The sequence below is a fragment of the Arthrobacter sp. SE2 genome, from assembly GCF_058244265.1.
In genome coordinates this window covers 77,372-99,411 of record NZ_JBZAYA010000006.1, presented here as the reverse complement: position 1 = coordinate 99,411, position 22,040 = coordinate 77,372, and the positions used below count along the sequence as shown (strand labels likewise).

General features: G+C 64.5%; 19 protein-coding genes and 1 pseudogene. 4 read left to right on the top strand and 16 right to left on the bottom strand.

Annotated features, from left to right (window positions below; genetic code table 11):
* Window positions 1–39: 39 nt before the first annotated feature.
* The 3 genes and pseudogenes from AC4CS3_RS10335 to AC4CS3_RS10325 all read left to right on the top strand — a co-directional run.
* Window positions 40–1,032 (top strand): helix-turn-helix transcriptional regulator, encoded by a 993-nt coding sequence (locus tag AC4CS3_RS10335; RefSeq protein WP_490783374.1) that lies wholly within the window; start codon window positions 40–42, stop codon window positions 1,030–1,032.
* Window positions 1,029–1,907, top strand: a complete 879-nt coding sequence (locus AC4CS3_RS10330) for an SDR family oxidoreductase (RefSeq protein WP_490783373.1) — start codon at window positions 1,029–1,031, stop codon at window positions 1,905–1,907. Before AC4CS3_RS10335 ends, AC4CS3_RS10330 begins: the two co-directional genes overlap by 4 nt.
* Window positions 1,908–1,997: 90 nt before the next feature.
* A pseudogene (locus AC4CS3_RS10325) lies at window positions 1,998–2,156 on the top strand (hypothetical protein); the annotation flags it as partial.
* Window positions 2,157–2,298: 142 nt separating this feature from the next.
* Here AC4CS3_RS10325 and AC4CS3_RS10320 read toward each other — a convergent pair.
* The 11 genes from AC4CS3_RS10320 to AC4CS3_RS10270 all read right to left on the bottom strand — a co-directional run bounded on the left by AC4CS3_RS10320 (window position 2,299) and on the right by AC4CS3_RS10270 (window position 13,658).
* Window positions 2,299–3,342, bottom strand: a complete 1,044-nt coding sequence (locus AC4CS3_RS10320; protein ID WP_490783372.1) for a LacI family DNA-binding transcriptional regulator — start codon at window positions 3,340–3,342, stop codon at window positions 2,299–2,301.
* A complete protein-coding gene (locus AC4CS3_RS10315; RefSeq protein WP_490783371.1) occupies window positions 3,339–5,075 on the bottom strand; it encodes a glycoside hydrolase family 36 protein in 1,737 nt (578 codons plus the stop codon). Before AC4CS3_RS10315 ends, AC4CS3_RS10320 begins: the two co-directional genes overlap by 4 nt.
* Window positions 5,076–5,079: 4 nt before the next feature.
* Window positions 5,080–5,916 (bottom strand): carbohydrate ABC transporter permease, encoded by an 837-nt coding sequence (locus tag AC4CS3_RS10310; RefSeq protein WP_490783370.1) that lies wholly within the window; start codon window positions 5,914–5,916, stop codon window positions 5,080–5,082.
* Entirely contained in the window at window positions 5,906–6,829 is a 924-nt protein-coding gene (locus AC4CS3_RS10305; protein ID WP_490783369.1) for a carbohydrate ABC transporter permease, read from the bottom strand. Before AC4CS3_RS10305 ends, AC4CS3_RS10310 begins: the two co-directional genes overlap by 11 nt.
* Window positions 6,826–8,166 carry an ABC transporter substrate-binding protein gene (locus AC4CS3_RS10300; protein WP_490783368.1) on the bottom strand — a complete coding sequence of 447 codons (1,341 nt, stop codon included), beginning with the start codon at window positions 8,164–8,166 and terminating at the stop codon, window positions 6,826–6,828. The genes AC4CS3_RS10305 and AC4CS3_RS10300 overlap by 4 nt, the downstream gene beginning before the upstream one ends.
* A 67-nt stretch (window positions 8,167–8,233) precedes the next feature.
* Window positions 8,234–9,325: an aminotransferase class V-fold PLP-dependent enzyme gene (locus AC4CS3_RS10295; protein WP_490783367.1), complete on the bottom strand. Its 1,092-nt coding sequence runs from the start codon at window positions 9,323–9,325 to the stop codon at window positions 8,234–8,236.
* A 153-nt stretch (window positions 9,326–9,478) separates the two neighbouring features.
* The gene (locus tag AC4CS3_RS10290) at window positions 9,479–10,684 is read right to left on the bottom strand and encodes a metal-dependent hydrolase family protein (RefSeq protein ID WP_490783366.1); all 1,206 of its coding nucleotides are present in this window, start codon (window positions 10,682–10,684) and stop codon (window positions 9,479–9,481) included.
* A 108-nt stretch (window positions 10,685–10,792) separates the two neighbouring features.
* Window positions 10,793–12,091, bottom strand: coding sequence for an MFS transporter (locus tag AC4CS3_RS10285; RefSeq protein ID WP_490783365.1), 1,299 nt, complete (start codon window positions 12,089–12,091; stop codon window positions 10,793–10,795).
* Window positions 12,078–12,755 carry an ArsR/SmtB family transcription factor gene (locus tag AC4CS3_RS10280; protein ID WP_490783364.1) on the bottom strand — a complete coding sequence of 226 codons (678 nt, stop codon included), beginning with the start codon at window positions 12,753–12,755 and terminating at the stop codon, window positions 12,078–12,080. The genes AC4CS3_RS10285 and AC4CS3_RS10280 overlap by 14 nt, the downstream gene beginning before the upstream one ends.
* Before the next feature lie 127 nt (window positions 12,756–12,882).
* A complete protein-coding gene (locus AC4CS3_RS10275; RefSeq protein WP_490783363.1) occupies window positions 12,883–13,344 on the bottom strand; it encodes a hypothetical protein in 462 nt (153 codons plus the stop codon).
* 29 nt (window positions 13,345–13,373) lie between these two features.
* Window positions 13,374–13,658: a hypothetical protein gene (locus AC4CS3_RS10270; RefSeq protein WP_490783362.1), complete on the bottom strand. Its 285-nt coding sequence runs from the start codon at window positions 13,656–13,658 to the stop codon at window positions 13,374–13,376.
* Between the two features lie 235 nt (window positions 13,659–13,893).
* Here AC4CS3_RS10270 and AC4CS3_RS10265 point away from each other — a divergent pair, with 235 nt between their 5' ends.
* The gene (locus AC4CS3_RS10265; protein WP_490783361.1) at window positions 13,894–16,053 is read left to right on the top strand and encodes an amylo-alpha-1,6-glucosidase; all 2,160 of its coding nucleotides are present in this window, start codon (window positions 13,894–13,896) and stop codon (window positions 16,051–16,053) included.
* Window positions 16,054–16,131: 78 nt separating this feature from the next.
* On the opposite strand, the gene AC4CS3_RS10260 is transcribed toward AC4CS3_RS10265, so the two are convergent.
* The 5 genes from AC4CS3_RS10260 to AC4CS3_RS10240 all read right to left on the bottom strand — a co-directional run bounded on the left by AC4CS3_RS10260 (window position 16,132) and on the right by AC4CS3_RS10240 (window position 21,991).
* Window positions 16,132–17,349 (bottom strand): cytochrome P450, encoded by a 1,218-nt coding sequence (locus AC4CS3_RS10260; RefSeq protein WP_490783360.1) that lies wholly within the window; start codon window positions 17,347–17,349, stop codon window positions 16,132–16,134.
* 11 nt (window positions 17,350–17,360) lie between these two features.
* The gene (locus AC4CS3_RS10255) at window positions 17,361–18,377 is read right to left on the bottom strand and encodes a PDR/VanB family oxidoreductase (protein ID WP_490783359.1); all 1,017 of its coding nucleotides are present in this window, start codon (window positions 18,375–18,377) and stop codon (window positions 17,361–17,363) included.
* 180 nt (window positions 18,378–18,557) lie between these two features.
* Window positions 18,558–19,787: an acyl-CoA dehydrogenase family protein gene (locus AC4CS3_RS10250; protein ID WP_490783358.1), complete on the bottom strand. Its 1,230-nt coding sequence runs from the start codon at window positions 19,785–19,787 to the stop codon at window positions 18,558–18,560.
* Window positions 19,788–20,861, bottom strand: a complete 1,074-nt coding sequence (locus AC4CS3_RS10245) for a phosphotransferase family protein (protein ID WP_490783357.1) — start codon at window positions 20,859–20,861, stop codon at window positions 19,788–19,790. It abuts the gene before it with no gap.
* 8 nt (window positions 20,862–20,869) lie between these two features.
* Window positions 20,870–21,991: an ABC transporter substrate-binding protein gene (locus AC4CS3_RS10240; protein WP_490783356.1), complete on the bottom strand. Its 1,122-nt coding sequence runs from the start codon at window positions 21,989–21,991 to the stop codon at window positions 20,870–20,872.
* Window positions 21,992–22,040: the final 49 nt, after the last annotated feature.

Sequence of the window (22,040 nt, the reverse complement as noted above, 5' to 3'; positions counted from 1 at the left end):
CACTGCCACCGGCCGCCGCGGCTGCGTAGCGTGGTGGATGTGGATAAAAGTGACGAAATCCGTGAATTCCTGATCTCGCGGCGGGCGAAGATCAGTCCGGAACAGGCCGGCATCCCTACATACAGGGGCCTTCGCCGAGTGCCGGGCTTGCGCCGTGAGGAAGTGGCGCATCTCGCGGGGGTGAGCACGGATTACTACACCCGCCTGGAGCGCGGCAGTGTCCGCGGCGTCTCTGACGCTGTGCTCGAGGCCGTGTCATCGGCCCTTCAGTTGGACGAGGCTGAGCGGGCGCACCTGATGGATCTGGCAAAGACGGCCAACGCGCCGTCGCGCCGGTTGCCACGCCGGCCACCGCTGCAAAGGGTCCGTCCCGGGGTGCTGCGTCTGCTGGACGGCATGACCGGAGCGGTCGCCATCGTCCAGAACGGCCGTTCGGACGTGCTGGCCGCGAACCTGCTGGGCCGGGCACTGTACGAGCCGGTGTTCAGCTCCGCCGAACAGCTCAACCCCGCCGGAGAGTCGGGACCGGGGAACCCGGCCCGGCTGCCGAACCAGGCGCGCTATCTCTTCCTCGATCCGGGCGCGGGTGACTTCTACCCGGATTGGCGCGCGGTCGCGGCGACCACGGTCGCGATGTTGCGCTTGGAATCGGGGCGGAATCCCGACGACCGGGCGTTGAACGAGCTGGTCGGGGAACTGACCACACGCAGCGCACTGTTCGCTGCGCTGTGGGCCGGGCACGACGTGCGGATCCACACCGCCGGGACCAAACGCTTCCATCATCCGGTCGCCGGGGACCTGTCCCTGCAATTCGAGACCCTGGACCTTCCCGGCGACGAGGGACAGACCCTGTTCACCTTCACCGCGGAGCCTGGCTCCGCGTCCGAAAACGCGCTGGCGTTCCTCGCCAGCTGGGCGGCATCGCCTCCCGAAACCACCATCGCAGGGGATCCCGCCGGTGGATCCACGACCCCCGGCCTGCGCTCCCCCGCGCGGCCGGGAACACCCAACCCAGGAAAGACAGAACCATGACTGAACAGAAAACCAGCACAGAGCAGGAAAACATGACGGAGAAAAAAGTCTGGTTCATCACCGGCGCCGGCCGCGGCATGGGAACCGACATCGCGAAGGCAGCCCTGGCCGCCGGCCACGCGGTCGTCGCCACCGGCCGCAACCCCGAAAAAGTCGCCAAGGCCGTCGGCAAGAACGAGAACCTCCTGGCCCTCAAGCTGGACGTCACCGACCCCGCCGAGGCGGAAGCGGCCGTGCAGGCCGCCGTCGACCGCTTCGGCCGGATCGACGTGCTCGTCAACAACGCCGGCAACTTCTACGCCGGATTCTTCGAAGAAATCACCCCCGAGGACTTCCGGGCACAGATCGAAACCACCATGTTCGGGCCCATGAACGTCACCCGCGCCGCCCTGCCGGTCCTGCGCGCCCAGCGCTCGGGCCTGATCGTCACGATCTCCTCGACCGCCGGCATCGCCGGCGGGGAATTCCTGACCGCCTACGCCGCATCCAAGTTCGGCATCGAAGGCTGGGCCGAGTCCCTCGCCCCCGAAATCGCACCCTTCGGGATCCGCACCATGCTCGTCGAACCCGGATTCTTCCGCACCGAGCTCCTCACCCCCGAATCCACGAGCTACGCCGCATCCACCATCGCCGACTACGCCCAACGCACCAAGCAGACCGTCACGGCGTGGAAGGGCATGAACGGCCTCCAAGGCGGAGACCCCGCCAAACTCGCCGACGCCCTCATCCAACTCGCCGAACTGGAAGAGCCACCGCTGCGCTTCGCCGCCGGCGCCGACGCAGTCGGGCTATTTGACTCCCGGGCCAAGGAACTCCAGGACCAAGCCAACGCCCACCGCGAACTCTCCAGCAACCTCGCCCACGACAACGCCTAACACCGCCCACCGCGAGCTCTGGATCATGCCCACCGAGCAGACCTGATGCACGACGGTCATGCTGGGTCATAGAGGCACCACCCCGACGTCGAGGTTGCGGCCGAAGCCGACGTCCTAGTTGGCCTTACCGACGGCCTGGCCATGCAAGCCATGATGGAGAGACTTTCGGTGGAAAGGGTCGAACGGGCGTTCGAAGCCTACCTCTCCACCCTTCGAGAAAAGCCGCCCCTCGGCATTCCGGCCCCCTAGACGAGTAGAGACCGATCTCCAACGGCACCCGCCAACGGTCTGGCGACGGCGGTCTCCGGCAGCGTTTCATCTCTGCGAGGGACCCGACGGTCATTTTTCAGCCGTGGAACAGTGGGGGCCACCCACCCGGTGCCTGTCCCGGTTAGATGCTGTCGCGGATGATGATCTCCGGAGGCAGCAACGAGCCTGCCACGGCAGGCTTCCCGCCCTGCACCTGAGCCAGCAGCCGGGCGATCAGCTCGTTGGCGATGCCCCGCAGCGGCATCCGGACGGAAGTCAGCCGCGGTGACAACAGTCCGCACAAGGGCAGGTCGTTGAATCCCACGACGGCGACGTCCACGCCAACGCCGAGACCCTCGCCTCGGACTGCGTCATAGGCTGCCAAGGCCAGCAAATCGGCGGCGGCGACCAATGCACTTGGACGTTCGGCTGACTGCAACAGCCCCCGGACGGCTGCAGTGAGCTCTTCGCGGTCTTCTCCGGACTCCGACGGTTCAAAGACGGTGGCGACCTCCAGCCCGAATTGGCGGGCACCGCGGCGAAATCCTTTGTAGCGATTGCTCATCCAAGGCACACCTGTGGATGATCCGATGTATCCGACCCTACGGTGGCCCCGGGTCGCCAGCAAGGCAGCGACGTCGTACATCCCCTGGGCATTGTCCACGTCAACCCAATCCTGCGGCCGGCCGGGGCCCGTCTGGCCAAACGCGACAAACGGAAACCCGAGTTCAGTGAGGTGGTCCACCCGCGGATCCTCGAGGAGGACGTCGGAGAGGACGAATCCATCCACTTGCCGTGCTGCGATCAGGTCATCGAAGGCCTTGCGCGGATCCGATACGGCCGACTGGGGCCGGAATAGGAGCACCCTGTAGCCCACCGCCGCCGCGGCATCGCACAGAGCAGTCAGGAAGCCACCCATCACCGGGTTCGGGTTGAATGGGTCGTCGTCTGGCGCCAGGTAGCCGATGGTGTAGCGCAGTCCGGTCTTGAGACTCCGCGCTGATTGGTCCGGCTGGTAGCCCAGGCCCTCAATGACGGCCGTGACCCTTTTCAGGGTTTCCTCGCGCACGCGGTGGGGCGCATTGAGCGCATTGGAAACGGTCTGCCGGGAGACTCCGGCAACGCGGGCCACATCCTCGATGGTGACCCCGCTGCCGGAGCGTCCGCGGCTGTTTCTAACTGTCATTCACCCTCAGATGTCCGATTGGCCAAGGTCAGCAGTCCGCCCGTGGGCACGCAGACCTCCGTGATGCTCAGCTCGAAAGATACCATCCCGCTGGACACCGTCCGGCCCCGCGCGTCCTGCACCGTGGCGTGAAGCTGCCCCTGGATGTCCCCGAGCAACACCACACGTGTGTCGTGGTCGGCGTTGGCCACCAGGAAACGGGTCCACCCGGTGGCCGGCACCTCGACGGGCAGCGGAGCGTATCTGGCGACAACCACGGTTTCCCCGCTGCTGGCCCGCACCATCGGATACCCCAGCTCGGGGCGGGCAGGCTCGAACTGGCCCAATTGAAGGACCTCCCTGTGGCTGCGGAATTGGCCCAGCCAGAACCTGAGCGCCTCGAGCTGTTCGGCTGTCTGTGTGGTCAGGTCCACCGAAATCTGCGGCACCGAGAAAAGCACATTGATCAGATGTACACCGACCTGTTCCGGCGTTTCGCCCGGATGCCACATCAGCATGTCGGCGTGGACTGCCAGCGGTCCGGAGGTTAGCCGCAGGTCGACGGTGCGCTGGCGGTTTTCGGCGGGACTCAGCGGACAGTCGGTGGCACGGATCATCGAGGCGTACGGCCACAATCCATGGCTCACATAGGGCTGGCGGTGTTCCACCATGGCCTCCGGGTTGGCCGCGGTGATGCGGCCGTGGATTGCCGCCAGCAGGCGTTCGACGCCATCAGCGACCTCCTCGTAATCGGCCTCGGGTCCGGGCACCGGGGCATCGGGTGTAGCGAACCAGTCGACAAAGTCGATCTTGAGTCCGTCCATGCCCCATTCCTCGACGGCGCGGGCGAGCCGGTCCACCAGGTATTCCCGTACTGCCGGGTACCGGGGGTCCACCACCATGGCCTGCATGTGTTCCAAATTGCGCAGCGCGTAGGGTTTGAATTGGTCCCATACCGCACTGTCCCAGCCGATGAAGGGCAATGCATACCAGAGCATGTAGGCCATGCCTTGATCGTGGACCCGCTGGACGTGCTTTCCCGTCTCCGGCAGCGACAGCGGCTCCCAGTCGCCGCAGTGGCCGTATCCGCGCGTGCGGTCCGCCGTCATCCAGCCGTCGTCGACAATGATGACATCGCACCCAAGGTCTTTGGCCAATGCGGATTGCGTTTCCACGGCGGCCGGGCTGATGTTTTGGTGCATCGAGTACCAGGTGGAGTACGCCGGCATCCGTGCAGCATCGGGAACGTGCCGGGCAACCCCTCCGGACCACCATGAGGCGACGTCGGCCAACGTCCGGGCGTAGTGCCGGGCGGACACGTCGATCCGGACCGTCAACCGGCCCCGTGACTGGATCCAGATGCGGAACTCCCCCGATTCCTCGGCGACGCCCGCGCTGGCCAATGCGATCGTCTGGGCCGCGGCGAAGGTACAGATAGCCTTGTCTCCCGAGCCGATGAGCGACCCCACAGTCGATCCGTTGGCGAGGGTGCTGGACTGCGGCTTGGCCCATGCCGCAGGCAACCAGCGCGAGCTGGAACCGCCGGGGGTCCAGTAGGCCACGGCGTCGATGCACGGAAGGCGCCATTCGAGTCGCACGTCGGAGTCGCCGGTGATGTCGATTTCCATGACGCCCGGGGCGATCCGGCGGCCGGCCGCAACGCCGCCGTAGACGTTCAGGGCCAAGCCGTCGAGCTCTATCGATTCAGGCAGTGCCCCGGCTTGGGGGGCGTGTGGTTCCCACAGTGCAATCATGTTTCTATCCTTTGGTTGCGCCGGCCAGCAGGCCGGAAATGAACTGTCGTTGAAGCACTACAAAGAGGATCATCATCGGCACCGTGGAGACTGCAGTCCCCATCAGGATGGCGCCGTAATCGGTGTTGGCCTGCATGCCGTGCAGGGAGGCCAGAGCCACCGGAAGCGTCTGCATGGACGGACTCCGGAGGGTAATAAGCGGCCAGACGAACTGGTTCCAGGTGCCCAGGAAAAGGAAGACGGACAGTGCCGCCATGACGGGCCGCATGACCGGGACAACGATGTTCCACAGCACCCGCAGCTCGCCCGCGCCGTCCACCCTGGCCGCGTCCAACAGCTCATTGGGCATACTGCCCAAGGCCTGGCGCATGAGGAAGATACCGAACGGGACACACAGCCCCGGCAGGATCACCGACGGGTAGCTGTCCATCAGGCCGAATTTCATCATCATTTCGAAGAGCGGCACTAACATGACCTGGTCCGGCACCACCATGGTGGAGAGCAGGAGTACGAAGAGGACGGTCCGTCCGCGGAAGGAGAATTTCGCGAAGGCGTATCCGGCAAGCAGGCTCACTATGAGCGCGCCGAGCGTCTGGGCGCCAGCGATTAGCAGGGAGTTGCCGACCACCCGGACCAAGCCGATCTTTTCGTCGAGCACCATCAGGTTCGCCACCAGGTTTGCGCCGGGAAGCAGCTTCGGCGGCCAGGCAAAAATGTCGTTGCTGTTTTGCGTGGACATCACGATCAGCCAGTAGAACGGGCCGATGGACAGTCCGGTCACGCCCGCCAACAGCAACGTCAGCGGGAGGCCCTTAGTCCTCGGGAGGCCCTTAATCTTCATTTTTCTCTCCCATGAACTTCATTTGGAGCGCACCAAGAACCACCACAATGATGGTCAGTGCGTAGGCAATCGCGGAGGCGTAGCCGAAGTCGAAGTAGCTGAAGCCATTGGCGTAGAGGTACATCGACACTGTCATGGTGGCGTTGTCCGGGCCGCCCCTGGTGAGGACGAACGGCTCGTCGAACAGCTGCAGTGTGCCGATCGTTGAGAGCACCACGGTGAACAGCAGGATCGGGCGAAGATGCGGGATGGTGACCGAGACGAACCTGCGTATGGGCCCCGCGCCGTCGGTCATGGCGGCTTCGTAGAGCTCTTTCGGCACGCCCTGCAGACCCGCCAGGTAAATGACGGCGTAGTAGCCCGTGTAGTGCCACGTCAGGACCAGGACTATGGCCATGCGGGCCCACACCGGGTCGCCCAGCCAGTCGACTCCCGGCAGGCCCACCAGTGACAGGAGCCAGTTCAAAGCACCCTGGTCCTTGTTGAGCAGGAAGGAGAAAATGATGCCGGTCGCCACCAGGCCTGTTACGGACGGCATGAACACACCTAGCCGCCAGACAACGCGGAGCCGCACATAGATCGAGTTGATGCCCAGCGCCATGAGGATGGCCAGCCCGAGCATGATCGGAACCTGGACCACCAGGATTTCCCCGGTGTTCCGCAGCGACGTCCAGAACACGGGATCCGACAGCAACCGCTGGTAGTTGTCCAGCCCGGTGAAATGCCGCGCTGCTCCTGCCCCGGAGGTCAGGCTGATCCACATTGACGCGACGATCGGGTACGCCTTGAAGATCGCGAAGGTCAACAAGGCCGGCAGCAAGAGCAGGTACGGCACCATCCAGCGCGTGGTGCGCTTCTTCCGGCGGGCGCTTGGCGCGAGTGCCGGAGCGGGCCTGGTCTGAGTTAGGGTCATGCTATCTTCCGCCCGGTCTGCTGGGCGAGCTGTGCCGCAGCGTCCTTCAGGACTGTTGCCGGTTCACCGTTCTTGAGGAAGACCTTCACCTGGGCGTCGCTGACCAGCTTGAGTGCGCGAGCGTAGTCGCCGGAGTAGTTGGTTGCGTCGGCGCCCTCGGCCAGCAGTCCGGTGAACGTCTTCAGCACCTCCTGGCCACCGTAGAACGCCTCGGGCTGGCTGAACACCGGGTCGGTGTAGGCGGAAGTCAAGGCCGGGAAGACACCACCTGATTTGAACATCGTGTTCATGGCAGCCGGGGTGGTCAGCGCGTACTGGATGAACTTCCATGCTGCCATTTTGTTGGGGCTGGATCCCGCAATCCCCAGGTTGGTCGAGTTGACGATGGCGGTCCGCTTGCCGCCTGCTGTGACCGCCGGCGGCTGGGCAAGACGCCACTTGCCCTTCTGGTCCGGGAACTTTGTGGCCAAATAGTCTGCGGCCCACGCCGGGTAGGCGGCGATGCCGACTTTGTTGGCTCCGACCAGCCGGCTCCAGCCGTGTTCGCCGGCCGCATCGCCCACCAGCCCGGCGTCGTTGAGCTTCTTGATGATAGTCATGGCGGCGACGGCCTTGTCGGAGCCAAGGGTGATCTGACCTTCAAGGTTGAAGTAGAACTCTCCCTGCAGCTGCAGCAGCGACTGGAAGAAATCGAGGTCCGGTGAACCCGAGGCGGGCTTGTCGATCGCGATCATGGCGGCGTTAGGGTTGGCCGCCTTGAAGGCAGGCCCGGCGGCCAGGACATCGTCCCAGGTCTTGAAGGCCTTGGGATCGATGCCCGCGTTCTGGAAGAAGTCCTCGCGGTAGAAGAAGCCCAGCGGGTTGACCTCCCACGGCAGGGCATAGATGCCGCCGTCTTTGCCCGTTACGGTGGGCCAGAGGCCCTGGACAAAATCGGCTTTGTGGTCGTTGGCGCCGTACTTGGCCAGGTCGGCCAGGCCGCCCGGGAACTTTTCCATGTAGCCGGGCAGGTAGTCGCAACCGATGTGCAGGACATCGGCCAGCCCCTGCCCGCCTGCGGCCATCCCCACCGTAATCTTGTCCCAGATGGCGGGGTTGCCGATGTCCTGGACGTCCACCGTGATGCCCGGGTTGTTCTTCTCGAAGTCGGGGACGACGCCGCGCAGGGCCTGTGCGGCACTGGTCCAGCTCCACACGGTGATCTTGCCTGTGGCGCCCTCGCCACCGGTGGAGCCTGCAGCGCTGGACCCACAGGCGGCCAATGATCCGGCTGCTGCGAAGGTGAGCAGTCCTGCCCCTGTCAAACGGAGCATGCCGCGGCGGGAAAAGTGTTCCATGAATATCTCCTTATGGGTGGTGGTTGTGCCGCTCATCGGGCAGCGGCCGGCCTGGTGGTCAGGACGGCTAGGAGTAGTTGGCCAGGACTCTGGCCAACTCGTGGACAATCTGGGGATCGGTGGATGCATGGGGCGACAGCCGAATCCATCCATCCCGGAGCGTGGTGGTCAGGCCCGCCTGTCCAAGGGCTTGGTGCAGGCCACGGGCTTTGGACCCGGGAATGGTGAAGGAGCCGATGCCGCCGCCGGGCCGTGTATCCCGGACGTGTGCCCCGTGCGCCTCGGCCGTGTCCAGTAGCGCCGCCAGGCTCTCGGTGATCCGACGGTGGATCTGCCGGATGCCCGTCCGCAGAACGAGGTCGACGGCGACGCCAAAGGCAGCCACCGCGGCGGGGTCCGGGTTGGTCAGGGTATGCGCGGCAGCGCCGGGAAGCGCCGGATGCGGGTGCGGCCGGCCGTCAAAGGGATCCTCTACACCGGACCAACCGCCCAACCCCGGCTCAAGCATCCCTGCCACGCGATCCCTGACCATCAAGGCCGCCGCCCCCCAGCCGGACCGGAGCCATTTCTGCCCGCCGGAGGCCAGCACGTCGGCTGCTTCCACGTCGAACTCGATGGCCCCCACGGCCTGCACGGCGTCAACCACGAGAACCCGCCGGGGACCGATCATTTCCTTGAGCACCGCCAACGGCGCCAGAGATCCGGTAAAGGAATCGACGGCGCTGACTGCGACGGCGACGACCTGCCCATCCAGCAGGGGCCGGATCGTGTCTGCTGTGACCGGACCATCAATCCACCGGACTTGCGGGCCGCCACGCTCGGCCGCGCGGAGCCAGGGGTAGATGTTGGACGGGAAATCCGACCGCGGCACCAGCACCACGCCGGAGCGGTGGCTCAGCGCCTGGGCCGCCGCGAACAGCCCATGGCTTGTGGAACTGACGAACGCTACCTCGGATTCGGCCGCCTCCAACATCCGGGCAGCCGCTCGACGGGCCTGCCCCTGGAGGGCTTCCAGCTGGTGCAAACCGCCGCCGCCCTGGGTATGCACGGTTAGGGCCGATTCAGCCATCTGGCCGGCGACGGCGGCCGACACCGGTCCAAAGCGGGCAAAGTCCAAATACCCCTGGGGTTCAGCGAACTGCTGGAGATAGGTGGCCATCTCCGGGTTTTGATTTGAAATATGAACGTTCAAATTTCTTCCACTTCTAAAGCGCGTTTCAAAGGGAATAGTGTATATGAACGTTCAATTTAGCAGCACATGAGCTGGATCACAACTACGAGATTCGCCGCTTGTCCCGGCAGCTAGGCCAGCTCAGGCCACGATGCGCCCATGCTGGATGACCGTCCGCGGCCGCGTCTCGTCCCAAAGCACCGACGGGTCCTCAAAAGGATTGCCGTCCAGAAGGACCGAATCTCCCACGGAACCCGCCCCGAGGCGCCCGATGTCCGGGTTCTGCAGGAGCTCGCTATTGACGGCCGTCATCGACCGCAGCGTCTCCAGCACGCCGGCCGCCTCGATCTGCAGGCGCACCCCCACCAACTGGTCATCCTCCAGATCACCCATCAGGTCCGAGCCAAAGCCCACCTTGACGCCTGCTTGAAGCGCCAGCCCGATAGCCTCTTTGCCGGCGAAGAGCACCTCGGCATTCTTGGCCTGCGAGATCGGATTCAGCCCCAGGTCCTCGCCGCGCCGGTTCATCGCGTCGTAGGCGGCCAGCGTCGGCACCAGGAATGCCCCGTGCCCGGCCATCAGCGCAGCCGTCGGACGGTCCAGCAGGTTCCCATGCTCAATGGAGCGGACACCGTTCTCCACCGAATGCACGATGGCCTCCGGCGAATAGGCGTGCGCCGCCACGTAGCTACCCCTGCGCGTGGCTTCGTCCACCACCGCACGAATCTCCTCGGCGGAATACTGCGGAAGCCGGATCGGATCCGTCAAGGACACCACCCCGCCGGAGGCCATGATCTTGATGGCGTGGCTGCCCGTGCGGAACCGTTCCCGCACGGCCCGCCGGAGGTTGTCCGTTCCGTCCACCACGGCACACATGTGGCCATGGCTGAAGCAGATGTCGACGTCGGCCGAGCGGGGATCCCCATGGCCGCCGGTCTGGCTGAAGGCCGGTCCGGTGAAGTAATAGCGCGGCGCGGGGAAGAGTCCGGCGTCGATGGCGTTCGCCAGCCCGATGTCGCCACCGGCTACGTCGCGGACGGTGGTGAACCCGCGCCGCAGCGCCGCCCCCAACCGTTTGGCTCCCACCAACGCCGCATAGCTCAGCGGGCAGCGCTCCACCTCAAATCCACCCAGCCCCACAGCGTAGGCATGGAAGTGGGCGTCGATCAGACCGGGTACCACCACCCTGCCCCCGGCATCAACCACCTTTCCCTGATGCGCAACATCCCCCACGTCGACCACCCGGCCGCCGAGGAACACGATGGAGCCTTCGATGAGATCAGGCGACGAGCCATCGAAGATGAGGGCATTGGCTAGGGTAAGGGGTTGTTCCTGTGCGGTATGCATCGTTTTTTATCTCCGGTCGACCGTTTGGTTGGGTCCTTCGGGAATTCTATGCGGTCCCCTGGAACCAAGACGGCAAATGCATACGACATCAGGCTCCCGCCAGAGGGTTCAGCTTCGGGCCTGTGCGGTGGGGGCCCTCGATTGGGACCGCACCCAAAAGACGACGGGGACAAGCAGCAGTGACAGGACTCCTCCGGCTATCGAAAGGACCTGATAGCTCGTTTGGTCCATGACCACCCCTGACATGGCGCCGCCGCCGGCACCAGCGATGGCGACCAGAACGTCCACCGTTCCCTGGACGCGGGCACGGTTGGCCGGAACGGTCCCGTCAACCACCAGTGCGGTACCGGCAATGAGCCCGAAGTTCCAGCCCAGGCCCAGCAGCGCCAGCGCCAATATCAGCAGCTCCAGCGAGTCGGCAGGTGCCACGGCGGCGGTCAGTCCGGCGGCGAGCAGGGTCAGTCCGGAGGCGATGGCCATCGGGATGCGCCCGATGCGGTCAACGAGGACGCCGGTGAACAGGGACGGCAGATACATCGAACCGATATGTACCCCGATGACCAGGCCGACCTCGGAGAGATGGTGGCCGTGGGAGCGCATGTGGACGGGGGTCATTGTCATGATCGCGATCATCGCGATCTGTGTGAGGACCATGACCGCGGCCCCCACGTAAATCCCATTGCCGGCGCGGGCGACGGCTTGCGACGGCTCCCCCGGTCTGCCAGCTGCCGGTTCCAAGGTTTTGAGCTCCCTCGCGAGCAGGAAGGGATCCGGTCGAAGGAAAGCGAACAGGACCGCCCCGGCTGCGGCATACGCAACAGCAGCCAGGAGGAACGGCCCGGCCAGGGCAGGGATGCCAAGGCTCTCGGCTAGACCGCCCAGGGGGCCAACGAGGTTCGGTCCGGCGACGGCGCCGAGGGTCGTGAAGACCATGGCAATGCTCACCGCAGTGCCGCGCTTGTGGGCCGGAGCCAGATCGGTGCCCGCGTAGCGTGCCTGCAGGTTGGTTGCCGTGCCTGCCCCGTAAATGAACAACGAAACAAACAGCATCGGGACGCTGCCCAGCACTGCGGCGGCCACCACGCCAACCGCGCCAAGCGCTCCTGCGGCGAAGCCTAGGCCAAGTCCAGTCCGCCTGCCCACCCGCTGGGTGAGGGTGCCCACAAGAAATGCGGCCACGGCCGATCCGAGGGTTAACAATGCTGCGGGAAGTCCAGCGGCGCCATCGCCACCGAGCATGTCCTGGGCCAGCAAGGCCCCCACTGTCACCCCGGCGGCAAGTCCGGCCCCGCCCAGAACCTGGCTCGCCGCGACCACCCGCAGAGTACGGCGCTGCAGGGTCTCCTGAAAGGCGTCTTCAGTGCGGATCCGCACACCCGATACCGCCATCGGCTTACGCAGTTGCATCAAGATCCACCAGACGCGTTGCCCGCCACTCGATGACGCCTTCATCCATGGCCATGGCATCGATGCCGCGTGCCGAGAGCCAGGCCGCGGCGTCCCGGGCCAGTTTGCAGAATTCGCCCCGGCAATAGACCACCACCTGCTTCCCGGGTGGTATCTCGCGGTGCCGCTCCTCCAGTTCAGCCAGGGGAATGGACAACGCCCCGGGAAAATGGCCTGCCTGGAACTCATGCAGTGGCCGGACGTCGATAACAGCCATGGCCTCAGTGACCGCGGCCGGATCAATCCTCCCGACCGCGGCGCTGTTGTCGCCGGAGGAGAGATAGTTCGCCAACGCTTCGCGCAAAGCGGGCGAGCGCAGCATCCCTACCCGTTTGATAGCAAGGTACATCCCGGCAACGTCGTCACCGGCAAGTTGGTACAGAATAGTCGTCCGCACCCGGCGTGTTCGGACCAACCCCGCAGCCTTGAGTTGCTGCAGATGAGCCGAAACCGTCGTCAGTCCCAGACCCAGCATCCCGGAAAGGGCCTCAACTGATTGCTCGCCCTGGGCGAGCAATTCAACCAACTCCAGTCGCTTGCCGTTCGACATCGCCTTCGCGATGCGGGCGAGCTGATCGAACACTTCCAGTTTTTCGCCATCCGAAGGGCTATTCCATGACTCCATGGAATAAGAGAATACATCAGACGCAGACCTCAGCTCGGTGGCTAAATTTTGGGGTGAGCCCCAACGCATGACGCCCCCGGCACCGAGGTAGGGGCCGCGTTCCGCGCCCAAGTCGCTGGTCCGCTGACTAGTCGCTCTCCAGCAATGCCAGGCCCCTCTTGAATGACGCGGCGACCGGCTTGCCCTTGGACCTACGGATCATCCCGCAGATCAGCCGGCCCATCACAGTGCTGCCGGTGCGGTCCCAGGTGACGTGGACGACACTGCCACCGTCGCCGCCGGGCCCGACCGTGGCCGCCACGTAGCTGCCCGGCGCGGAAAAGTTGCTCGCCTGGACCGTCCAGCGCACGGTGTGCGGGTCGGACCAGTCGTAGTGCTCGCGTGCCCAGACCTTCCCGCCCGGGGAATTGCTGCCCTCGCGCACGTCCGCAGTGCTCTCGCCCACCGAGTAGACCTCGTACAAGGAAGGCTCAATGCCCGGCCACAACCCGGGGCGGCGCTCAGAGAAATCAATGAGCGCGGCGCGCACCTTCTCCGGGCTTGCAGTCGTTTCAAGATCAAACTCGATCGCGCTCACAATGCCGTTCATGTCTCAAGTATCCTGCTCAAGACGGACGCCTAATCCTTAAGCTGCTGGGTTAGCACATCAAATTCGTCCACTCCAAGGACCTCCATGTGTTGCTCCGCGCTGGTCTCGGAGCGGATACGGTCCGTAACCTGACGGCTGCCTGCAAGCGCGTCCTCGTCATCCCAAAGCGTTATCGAGAGTGACGTGTTCTCTTTTCCCAGCAGGTAATAGATCCCCTTGCATCCTGGCAGGCCAAGCACTTGGCTGACGGTTTCTTCTGAAGGCGCTCCCGTGCTGTCAGGAGCGGGCCGGTACGTGCTGACGCGAGCGAACATTGTGTTTCGTCCTCCGATAGCCGTTGGTTAAGCCTCCACGCCCCAGGAGCTGTTGGTGGCAGGCTCGGGAGGCTTCGCCTCCTCCCACTAGTAAGGACCCGGGCTGTTGGAAGCGCAAGCCTGGTGAATCTGGCTTAGGGGAGAAAGCAAGAGTAGCGTCGTCCGAAGAATTGGCGGCGAGGTCAGCGCCTTACAGGGCCAGGTTACGTGGCGTCGGTTTGTCGAGGGGGCCGGGATGGCTGGGTGGAATGCGGATACGGCGGCCGGGCCATTGGGTGCCGGGGCGGTCACTTTGGTGGAGGGATCATCGTTCTGCATCTCCTTGCCGAACGGGGATATGCACTCCGAACACCCTCACGGTCTCTTCGTCCAAGACACCCGAATCCTGTCCGACTGGAGGCTCACGGTTGATGGCCAGCCTCTTGAGCCCCTGGCGGCAGAAACGAAGGCGCCGTATCGGGCACTTTTCGTCGGCCGCGTCCCCCGCTCCGACGGGTATGCTGACAGCGCTCTGATCGTCGAGCGGTTGCGCGAAGTCGGAGCCGGAATCCAGGAGCAGGTGACCGTCCGTAACTTCTCGCCTGCGCTGGCCGAATGCGTGATGGCCCTCAGCATTGCGGCGGACTTCGCGGACGTCTTCGAGGTGAAGGAGGCACGGATCCAGCGGCGCTGGGATGAAACCCGCCAGGCCGCCGGCGAGACACTGGCCATCCGGGCTTCCTGGCAGGACGTCCGGAAGGGCGTCACGATCGAAGCACCCGGAGCCGACATTACACCGGAGGTCCTCACCTACCACGTGTCCGTCCCGCCGCACGGCCACTGGAGCACCGTCCTGACCGTGGTGCCCAGCGCAGAGGGAGCCTCTCCGGCGTCGGCATTCGTCCATTCTGACGCCGACGGGTTGTCCCCCCGGGACCGGCGCCGACAGGAATGGGTGGCCAAGATCCCGGTGCTGCACATGGGAAACCGCTCCATCGAACGGACCCTGCGCCGCAGTTACGACGATTTGGGCGCCCTTCGCATCGAGGATCCGAACCATCCGGACCGCGTCGTCGTGGCCGCAGGGGCGCCCTGGTTCATGACCCTGTTTGGCCGGGACTCGTTGTGGGCATCTGTCATGGCGATGCCGGTGGATCCGTCACTGGCCTTGGGCACGCTACAGACGCTGTCGGACCGCCAGGGCCGCGTCGTGGATCCCATGAGCGAGGAGGAGCCGGGTAAGATTTTGCACGAGATCAGGCTCGGTGTCTCCAGCGGGCTTTCCCTGGGCGGCAAGTCCGCCTACTACGGCAGCGTCGATGCGACCCCGCTGTTCGTGACGGTACTGGCATCGGTGAGCCGCTGGGGTTTCGCCAAGGAAACCATTGCGGCGCTGTTGCCTCACGCGGACCGCGCGCTGGACTGGATCCGGGACTACGGCGACAAGGACGGCGATGGGTTCGTCGAGTATGAGCGACTCAACCCTCAAGGGCTGATCAATCAGGGCTGGAAGGACTCCTGGGACGGCGTCAACTTCGCCGACGGCACCTTGGCCGAGCCGCCGATTGCACTCTGCGAAGTACAGGCCTACGTCTACAGCGCCTATATGTCGCGAGCCTGGATGGCGTACGACGCCGGCGATGCGGCTTTGGCCGATGAGCTCACCGACCGGGCGGCGCAGCTGAAGAAGCGGTTCAACGAGCAGTTCTGGATTCCCGAGCGCGGGTACTACGCCATCGCGCTCGACGGCAAAAAGCGGCAAGTCGATGCCTGCGCTTCAAACATGGGCCACTGTCTATTCCTCGGCATCGTCGACGAGGACAAGGCGCCTCAGGTAGCGGAACGGCTCATGTCGCCGGAGATGTTCAGCGGGTGGGGAGTGCGCACCCTGGCCAGCAACATGGGCGCCTACAACCCTGCCAGCTATCACAACGGCTCAGTCTGGCCCCACGATAATGCGATCATCGCGGCTGGTCTGCTGCGCTACGGTTTCGTAGTGGAGGCACAACGGATCGCGACTGCCCTGCTGGAGGCGGCCGATTACTCCGAAGGGAGGCTACCGGAATTGTTTTGCGGCTTCAGCCGAGAGCAGCTCGCCGCACCTGTCCCCTACCCAACGGCCTGCTCACCCCAGGCATGGGCTGCGACTACACCGATCCGGTTAGTGACCAGCCTGATGCGGTATGACGCGCACGTATCCCGCGGCGGCCTGTGGATGGATCCCGTGCTCCCGGAATCCTTCGGCGACCTGCACATCACCAATGCACCCTTGGCGGGCGGCCGGATCACCATCGACATCATCAATTCCGCCCCAACCGTGCACGGGCTTCCCGAAGGAATGGTCTTCCACCATGGGCACCGGCCATGGATGACCGAACTCGTGGAGCAAGCGGACCGCCGCAAAAGCGATGAGTGAAGAGGCGGCCAGGCGAAACAATCAAAGCTTGTTTCGCCCGCCGAGTCCGTCAGACCGCCCTGCGCGGTGGGGCGCGGCCTAGGCTAGCGTCAACCGCAGGGGCACAGAGTCCCAGCCACGAAGGGTGTTGTTGTGGTGGCGTTCGATCGGTGCGGCCAGTTCGATGCCCTTGATCCTTGGCACCAATTGCTCCAGCAACGACGCTGCCTGAAGGCGGGCTGCGTGCTGGCCCACGCACTGGTGGATGCCCATGCCGAAGGACAGGTGCCCGGACGGGTCGCGGGAGAGGTCGAACTTGTCGGGGTTTTCCCAGCGGCGCGGATCGCGGTTGGCCGCCGCGAAGCACAGCATGACCCTGCTGCCTTCCGGGATGGTGCTACCGCCGATGGTGACGTCGCTCGTGGTCTTGCGGAAAATCTGCTGGACCGGGGTTTCCCAGCGCAACGATTCGTCGAAGGCAACGCGCGCCATGTTGGGGTTCCTGCGCAGCGCTTCCCACTGCTCCGGGTTGGAGGCAAAGGCATAGAGCATGCCGGAGATCCCGTAGACGGTGGTGTCCACGCCGGCCGAGAGCAACGAGCGGGTCAGCAGCGGGGCCTGCTCATGCAGGATGTCGCCGCGGTCGGCGGCGGCCCAGATGTCGGCGCCGAAACCCTCAGGCTTCAAGGCGTCGCGCTGGCACTTGGCGGTGGCCCACTCGGTGTATTCGGCGGCCTTGCACTTGCCCTGCTCCACCAGCTCGTTGTCGGGACCGAGCGCATTGAAGATGTGGTCGGCATAGGGCACCAGGTTTTCGCGGCCCTCCTCGGAGATGCCGGAAGCCTCGGGGAAGAAGTTCACCGGAAGCTTCGAGCCGATGTCGCGGTGCCCATCGACCTCGACCAGCCCGCCGGGGATGGAGCCCTCCAGCAATCCGTCGATGATGCCGCCAGCCATTTCCATGCAGCCGTCCTTCATGGAGCGCAGCACCCTGGAGGACATGATCGCCTGGAGCACCTCGCGTGGTGCGTCGTGTTCCGGCGGATCCATTTGCAGCAGGCCCCTGGCACGCCACGGCTCGTTAAGGCCCACGCCGGAACCTGAGGTCAGTTCCTGCCAGTTCGCGACGGCGGCCGAGAGGTCCTCGTAGCGTCCGATCGCGTACGCGTTGTACTTGGACAAAAACACCACGGGGCCGGCCTCGCGCAGGCGCTCCTGGAACGGCAGGGGATTTTCAAGGATTTCCGGGGAGAACGGGTCATCGTCGAGGACCGGGATGGTTCCGTGGTTAACGGGGCATTTCGTCACTGTCGACATCGGGGTAGCTCCTAAAGATCCAGCACGAGGCGATCGGTGATCGCGCGTGAGACACAGACAAACATTCGGTCGTTCTTGGCGCGCTCCGCGTCATTGAGGAGCGAGTCACGGTGCTCCGGGGTACCCCGGAGGACGCTGACCTCACAGGTGCCGCAGACGCCTTCGTTGCACGAGGAGAGCACGGGGACGCCGGCGTCACTCAAGGCCGAAAGCACGGTTTCATCGGTGCGGACGGTGATGCACCGCTTGGAGAGCGCCAGTTCGAGCGTGAACGGTTCGGTCCGCACCGGGGCCGGCAGGGTTGCCGGAACGAAGCGTTCGAAGCGCACCGCCCAGGACGGCCAGGTGGCTGCGGCACCGGCTACGGCGTTCAGGAGCGGCTCCGGTCCGCAGCAGTAGACCCGTCCCGCGTCAAGGGGTTCGTTCAGGAAGGTGAGATTCAGGTGGCCCAGCTCGTCCTGCGGCCAGATCGTGACTTTGTCGCCGTACTGGGCCAGCTCGTCGAGGAAGGCCATCGAGGCGCGCGTGCGGCCGCCGTAGTGAAGGTGCCAGTCGATGCCCAGCTGTTCGGCGGCGGCGATCATCGTCATGATCGGAGTGATCCCGATGCCGCCGGCAATGAATTCGTAGCGGGTCGCCTGAGTCAGGTGGAAGTTATTGCGAGGAGTTCCCACCGTGAGCATGTCCCCGACGGCGAGAACGTCATGGATGTACCGTGAGCCGCCCTTGGAGTTCGGTTCGTTCAGGACTGCCACCTCGTACGCGTGTGCGTCCCAGCGGTCCCCGCACAGCGAATAGTGGCGCGAAAGGGCTCCGGCGTCCTCGGTCGGGAGCACAAGTTCGACGTGTGAGCCGGGTGTCCAGTCAGGGACGCGGCCGTTGTGTGGCTCCTCGAGACGCAACCGCACGACGCCGTCGGCGATGACATCCTTCCGTGCGACCCGGAGGGACTGGATTCCAGGGTGACCGGCAGCGGGCTTGGAGGCCGACGGAGCGTCGACCGTGAGCGAAGCGGCATGAGTAGGCATATGACGATCATCCGCGCAAAGCACCGCTGTAATCAATCTCACATAACTTATCAAGGCGATAGCCACATATGCATGCGCCGGAACTTGACAGCAATCATCGAGGATCTGCGGACATGGCAAAGTCCCCTTCACCACTGGTTGTGGTGAAGGGGACTTTGAACCACCTTAAGCCTTGCTCCGTTACGCGGTGCGTCGCGCGCGCTGGCGCTTCAGCTCATTGCGGGCCAGAGCATTCTTGTGCACCTCGTCCGGGCCGTCGGCGAACCGGAGGGTGCGCGCGTAGGCGAACGCGGAGGCCAGGAAGAAGTCCTGCGAGAGCCCGCCCGCACCGTGGACTTGGATGGCCTTGTCAAGGATCCATTCAACGGTCGCCGGCGTGGCGATCTTGATGGCCTGGATCTCCGTATGGGCACCCTTGTTGCCCACGGTGTCCATGAGCCAAGCGGTCTTGAGCACCATCAGGCGCAGCTGCTCAACGCGGACTCGGGACTCCGCGATCCAGTCGCGGATCACGCCCTGTTCGCTCAGCGGCTTGCCGAAGGCAACGCGCTCGTCGGCACGTTCGCACATCATCTTGATAGCGCGCTCAGCCATGCCGATAGCACGCATGCAGTGATGGATGCGGCCGGGACCCAGACGCGCCTGGGCAATCGCGAAACCGTCACCCTCGCCGCCGATAAGGTTGGTGGCCGGGACCCGCACATTGGTGAACACGATCTCGGCGTGGCCGCCGTTGTAGTGGTCCTCGTACCCCAGGATCTTCATGGCGCGCTTGACCTCGACGCCCGGCGTGTCCCGCGGAACCAGGATCTGGCTCTGCTGGCGGTGCCGTTCGGCGAGAGGATCGGTCTTCCCCATCACGATGAAGATCTTGGCGTTGGGATTCATCGCGCCCGTAATAAACCATTTGCGACCGTTGATCACATAGTCGTCGCCGTCACGGACGATGCTGGTCTCCATGTTTGTCGCATCGGAGGAAGCTACGGCCGGCTCCGTCATCGCGAACGCCGATCGGATCTCACCTTCGAGCAACGGCTTGAGCCACTGTTCCTTCTGCTCTTCGGTGCCGAACTCGGCGAGCAATTCCATGTTGCCGGTGTCGGGGGCCGAGCAGTTCAGTGCAGCCGGCGCAAGCGTCCGGCTGCGTCCGGTGATCTCAGCCAGCGGGGCGTACTGCACGTTGGTCAGACCCGCTCCACCAACACCGGGGAGGAACAGGTTCCACAGCCCACGGCGGCGTGCTTCGGTGCGCAACTTCTGCAGGATGGGAGACTCCGACCACGCGTACGGGTTCTCGAGGTTTTCCAGCTCTTCCTGGTATGCCGCTTCGGCCGGGTAGACGTGCCCGTACATGAAGTCGACGAGCTCCTTCTTCAGAAGTTCGGTCCGCTCGTCTGTTGAGAATTCCATCTATTTGTACTCCTTGAGTGAGTCGAGCCCGAGCCCCAGCAACAAAGGCACAGTTCTGCCGCTGTCTTCGAAGCCCGCGCCAACCGTCTGGCGATTGATGTGTCTGAAGCGGACGCCCTCGGAGATCCCCGCCAGCTTGAAGCAGGCCAGTCCCAAGTAGAATCCGAATCCGTCGAGTGTGCGGCCGCTCTGCGCCTCGTAGAGCCCCATGATCTCTTCCGCGGACGGGTATCCCGGCGCCAGCGTGACGTCGTAGGTGGCAGGGTCCGTCGATTCCCGGGCTGCCACGATCCGTGCGCGGCGCTGATAGGTCAGCATGAGCGCCAAATCAAGCAGCGGATCCCCGAGCGTGGCCATCTCCCAGTCGATGACGGCCGCAGGCAGATCGTCCGCACCCATCAGCACATTGTCCAAGCGGAAATCGCCGTGGACGATGCCCGAGTAGGACCTGGACGGAACAGCAGCAGCGAGCTTGTCGTAAAGCTCCTGCGCGCCTGGAAGTTCGCGGGTGAATGAGGCGTCAAGCTGCGTCTTCCAGCGTTGAACCTGCCGGCCAAGGAAGCCCTCCGGCCGTCCCAAACCGCCCAGGCCGACGGCGGAGGGATCCACCCGGTGCAGCTCCGCCAAGGTGCCCACCAGCTCCTTCGCGATGGCCCGCGTGCGTGGCGCCCCGAGCGGTTTGATCTCGTCGGCGTACCGGTATGGTACGCCGTCGATCCGCTCCATGATGTAAAAGTCGGCACCCAGGACGTCTTTGTCGCCGCAATAGGCAAACATCTTCGCCACCGGGACATCCGTGTGTCGAAGTGCATCAGCAATGGTGTACTCGCGGCGCATGTCGTGGGCGGTCGCCATGATCGTTCCCAGCGGCGGGCGGCGCACGATCCATTGGCTGACCCCGTCGGTGAGCTCATACGTGAGGTTTGATTTTCCGCCCTGGATCAGGCTGGCTGACAGCTCCCCCGCAACCAGTCCGGGGTATTCCCGGTCCAACCAATCCCTCAGTCGGTCAAGGTCGAGACCGGTGGGCGATTCACGGCGCGTCGCCACGCCGCCGTCGTTTGCTGTCTTCATCGTTTCACTCATGCCCGTGCGAACTCCGGAACGAGCTGTTCGTAAGTGATATCACCCTTCTTGACGCTTCCGAAGCGCAAGGCCAGATCGGCCATGCGTTCGACCGTCTCCCTCGGCGCCTTGAACATCGGCTTGAGGTTCGGTGCCACCTGGTTCACATAGTGGTCGACGTAGGCCGCGGCGATTTCGGGCGCCTTGCCGCCAAGTCCGCTGGCGTTCAGCAGATCGGCGGCCGCCTTTTTGTTGTTGATAATCCATTGGCTGCCATCGTCCTGGGCTGCGAGCCAGTTTCTGACAAGCTCCGGTTGCTGCTGCGCCGTTTCCTCGCGGACCGCGATCGCGACGACTGCCTGGTTGCGCATCAGGTCGGGGGCGCTCGCTTCGGCGAAGTCGATGAGGACCGTTCCACCGGACTCCTTGGCTACGAAGCGCGTCGCAGTCCACTGGACGGTGACGTAGGCGTCGATGCGATTGGCGGTCAGGTTCGGGATGCCCTGGGCGGTGGGACCGACGGCAAGAACCGTGACATCGCTGTACTTCATTCCTGCCAGCTCAAGGGCGAGCTTCAGTTGCAGGTCGCCACCCGCGCCCACGGAAGAGACACCGATCCGCTTGCCCTTCAGGGAGCGGATCTTATCCTCGAAGCTCGCATCGGCTCCCGGCCAGCTGGAAGTCTTGCTGCCGACGATCCCATACGTGGTTTCGACCGTGCGGAAACCGGCAAGCACCGGACGCTTGCCTTTGGAGCTGTTCGCGTGGGTCGCCATCAGCAGCAGGGTGTCGGAGGCGTACCCATCGACGGCACCGGCAACCAGCAGTTGGAATGCCTGGACTCCACTTTGGGGGCTGAGGTGCTTGGGGACGTCAAGTTTGTGCTTCGCGTAGTCCTTGTTGCTCAGGTTGATCGCATCAAGGAAGTACGCATCGCCGGGAAACGCCGCAACGGCGAAACTCTGCGGCTGGCTGGCGGCAGCAGCACCGTTACCGCTCCCACAGCCCGCCAACAACGAGGCCGAGCCAAGTGCCGCTGTCCCAAGGCCGAAATACTTCAGCAGCGAACGTCGCGATACGCCGCTGTCCAACGCCAGCAGATTCCCCAAGGGTGATCCGCTGTTCTGTGACTCAAACATTTCTACTCCTGTGTAGTTTTGAGGCCGGATGGCCTGGACCGGGCGCGTG

Excerpts from the sequence above, each read along its gene's own strand:
- AC4CS3_RS10330 (WP_490783373.1), top strand. The coding sequence starts at position 1,029 with ATGACTGAACAGAAAACCAGCACAGAGCAGGAAAACATGACGGAGAAA.
- AC4CS3_RS10320 (WP_490783372.1), bottom strand. The coding sequence starts at position 3,342 with ATGACAGTTAGAAACAGCCGCGGACGCTCCGGCAGCGGGGTCACCATC.
- AC4CS3_RS10315 (WP_490783371.1), bottom strand. The coding sequence starts at position 5,075 with ATGATTGCACTGTGGGAACCACACGCCCCCCAAGCCGGGGCACTGCCT.
- AC4CS3_RS10310 (WP_490783370.1), bottom strand. The coding sequence starts at position 5,916 with ATGAAGATTAAGGGCCTCCCGAGGACTAAGGGCCTCCCGCTGACGTTG.
- AC4CS3_RS10305 (WP_490783369.1), bottom strand. The coding sequence starts at position 6,829 with ATGACCCTAACTCAGACCAGGCCCGCTCCGGCACTCGCGCCAAGCGCC.
- AC4CS3_RS10300 (WP_490783368.1), bottom strand. The coding sequence starts at position 8,166 with ATGGAACACTTTTCCCGCCGCGGCATGCTCCGTTTGACAGGGGCAGGA.
- AC4CS3_RS10295 (WP_490783367.1), bottom strand. The coding sequence starts at position 9,325 with ATGGCCACCTATCTCCAGCAGTTCGCTGAACCCCAGGGGTATTTGGAC.
- AC4CS3_RS10290 (WP_490783366.1), bottom strand. The coding sequence starts at position 10,684 with ATGCATACCGCACAGGAACAACCCCTTACCCTAGCCAATGCCCTCATC.
- AC4CS3_RS10285 (WP_490783365.1), bottom strand. The coding sequence starts at position 12,091 with ATGCAACTGCGTAAGCCGATGGCGGTATCGGGTGTGCGGATCCGCACT.
- AC4CS3_RS10280 (WP_490783364.1), bottom strand. The coding sequence starts at position 12,755 with ATGGAGTCATGGAATAGCCCTTCGGATGGCGAAAAACTGGAAGTGTTC.
- AC4CS3_RS10275 (WP_490783363.1), bottom strand. The coding sequence starts at position 13,344 with ATGAACGGCATTGTGAGCGCGATCGAGTTTGATCTTGAAACGACTGCA.
- AC4CS3_RS10270 (WP_490783362.1), bottom strand. The coding sequence starts at position 13,658 with ATGTTCGCTCGCGTCAGCACGTACCGGCCCGCTCCTGACAGCACGGGA.
- AC4CS3_RS10265 (WP_490783361.1), top strand. The coding sequence starts at position 13,894 with ATGGCTGGGTGGAATGCGGATACGGCGGCCGGGCCATTGGGTGCCGGG.
- AC4CS3_RS10260 (WP_490783360.1), bottom strand. The coding sequence starts at position 17,349 with ATGTCGACAGTGACGAAATGCCCCGTTAACCACGGAACCATCCCGGTC.
- AC4CS3_RS10255 (WP_490783359.1), bottom strand. The coding sequence starts at position 18,377 with ATGCCTACTCATGCCGCTTCGCTCACGGTCGACGCTCCGTCGGCCTCC.
- AC4CS3_RS10250 (WP_490783358.1), bottom strand. The coding sequence starts at position 19,787 with ATGGAATTCTCAACAGACGAGCGGACCGAACTTCTGAAGAAGGAGCTC.
- AC4CS3_RS10245 (WP_490783357.1), bottom strand. The coding sequence starts at position 20,861 with ATGAAGACAGCAAACGACGGCGGCGTGGCGACGCGCCGTGAATCGCCC.
- AC4CS3_RS10240 (WP_490783356.1), bottom strand. The coding sequence starts at position 21,991 with ATGTTTGAGTCACAGAACAGCGGATCACCCTTGGGGAATCTGCTGGCG.